Source organism: Mesorhizobium sp. P2_D6, assembly GCF_056404315.1.
In genome coordinates this window covers 1-2,187 of the sequence record NZ_JBFUEG010000065.1, presented here as the reverse complement: position 1 = coordinate 2,187, position 2,187 = coordinate 1, and the positions used below count along the sequence as shown (strand labels likewise).

The following is a 2,187-nucleotide window of genomic DNA, read 5'->3' as shown; positions in this document are numbered from 1 at the left end:
GTGCGACAACAGCTTTGTTCGGGTGCATACGGCTCTGCAACCCGTCAAGCCAGCTTCCCAGGCGATCCCGGGTTCGATCCAGGTGACGGAAGCATGATCGCGCGCCATGAACGAGCAGCTTGCGAACGTAGCGGTTCCCGCGCTTGCTGATACCGAGTAGCTTCTGCTTGCCTCCGGTCGAGTATTCTCGAGGGACCAGCCCCAGCCATGCGGCCAGGTCGCGAGCCTTCTGGAACTGGCGCCCATTGCCGACGGCCGCAAGAAGGGCGGTGGCGCCCAGTGCTCCGATTCCGGGGATCGTCATAAGCCGGCGGGCAACATCTTTTCGATCTGCAATCCCAGCGATCTCCCTCGTCACGTCGTTGATGCGCTGTTCCAACTGGCGCAGATCTGCGAACAGGTCCACGAGCAGTTTGCGCATTGCCGGCGAGAGGTCATTCGAAAGGTCATCGAGAACCAGTGGCAAGTCGAGCTTGAACAGTCCGGCGCCCTGTCTCAATGCGATGCCGTATTCCAGGCAGAATGCTCGCATCTGGTTGATCAGACGGGTTCGCGTGCCGATCATCTGGTCGCGCACCCGATGCAAAGCTTGGAGGTCGGATTGCTCCTCGCTCTTGATCGCGGCAAATCGCATCGTCGGCCGCGTGGCTGCTTCGGCGATAGCTTCGGCATCGATGATGTCGCTCTTGTTCGACTTGACGTATGGCTTCACGAACTGCGCTGGGATCAGGCGAACCTTGTGCCCCAGTGCCTGAAGTCTCCTGGCGATCCATTGCGATCCAGCGCACGATTCCATCCCGACGATTGCCGGCGCTGCCCGCTCAAAGAACTTCATCAACGTATCGCGTCGGAAGCGAACTCGCTGGACGGGCTCGCCGTCGCTGTCCAAGCCGACGACGTGGAAGATGTTCTTGCCGATATCGACACCATAGACGGCCGCAGGGCGCGGCGCATTGCGTGGGGACATTGCAACCTCCTTTGTTGTGACTGCCCAGATGATGCTGCGGGAGGACGGGGCGGACCATCCCATTAATGGTAGGGCCCGCCGCCAAGCGCGAAGCCGTCGCGCATCTGCAGGCCGCCATGGGCCTGTCGGAACGGCGGGCCTGCTCCATCGTCGAGGCCGACCGCAAGATGATCCGTTACCGGTCCCGCCGGCCCCCGGAGACGGAACTGCGCGGCAGGCTGCGTGACCTCGCTAATGAGCGCCGGCGCTTCGGCTACCGGCGGCTGTTCGTGCTGCTGAGGCGCGCGGGCGAGCCGTCGGGGATCAACCGCATCTATCGGCTTTATCGCGAGGAAGGGCTGGCCGTTCGCAAGCGCCGGTCACGGCGACGGGCGGTCGGCACGCGGGCACCGATCCTGGTCGAGGCGCGGCCGAACGCGCGCTGGTCGCTGGATTTCGTGCACGACCAGTTCGCCTGCGGCCGAAGATTCCGCGTGCTCAACATCGTCGACGACGTGACGCGCGAATGCCTTGGAGCAATCCCGGACACCTCGATCTCCGGCCGCCGGGTGGCGCGTGAACTGACGGAACTGATCGCCCGGCGCGGCAAGCCGGGCATGATCGTCTCTGACCACGGCACCGAGTTCACCTCGAACGCGATCCTCGCCTGGTCGAAGGATCATCAGGTGGAATGGCACTTCATCGCGCCGGGCAAGCCGATGCAGAACGGCTTCTGCGAAAGCTTCAACGGGCGGATGCGGGACGAGTTGCTGAACGAAACCTTGTTCTTCGGCCTCGACCATGCCCGAACAACCATCGCCGAATGGGCAGACGACTACAACCGATCGCGCCCACATTCAGCGCTCGGATACATCACGCCTGCGGCCTATGCCGCCAATCTCACCGCAACGGACGATCGGCTGCGCAACCCCGACCAGCTCCGCCGATCACCCGTTGCTCAACCCGCGCCATACGGCGTAAAACTGATCTGATCCCCGAAAACTGGACCGTTCAGAATTGGAGTTTTCCGCGCTAGCTTCCTTGGCTGGGAGGAGCGGAGAACGATGAAGGCATCAAAGTTTTCGGACGCGCAGAAGGCGTTCATTCTGAAGCAGGGGGCGGACGGGATTCCGGTGGCGGAGATCTGCCGTCGAGCGGGGATCAGCCAAGCCACCTATTTCAACTGGAAAAAGAAATACGACGGGTTGCTGCCGACGGAGATGAAGCGTCTGAAGCGTCTG

The 2,187-nt window shown here is 62.5% G+C and carries 2 protein-coding genes and 1 pseudogene; 2 read left to right on the top strand and 1 reads right to left on the bottom strand.

All coding sequences use genetic code 11. The annotated features are described in order from the left end of the window. Nucleotides 1–967 (bottom strand): IS110 family RNA-guided transposase (locus tag AC1D1L_RS33580; RefSeq protein ID WP_477345806.1); only part of this gene is annotated, 967 nt, incomplete at its 3' end. 65 nt (nt 968–1,032) lie between these two features. Between AC1D1L_RS33580 and AC1D1L_RS33575 the strand changes: the two are divergent. Next, nucleotides 1,033–1,938: pseudogene (locus tag AC1D1L_RS33575) on the top strand (IS3 family transposase); the annotation flags it as partial. Nucleotides 1,939–2,010: 72 nt separating this feature from the next. After that, on the top strand, nt 2,011–2,187 hold a 177-nt coding region (locus tag AC1D1L_RS33570; protein WP_477345808.1), incomplete at its 3' end, for a transposase.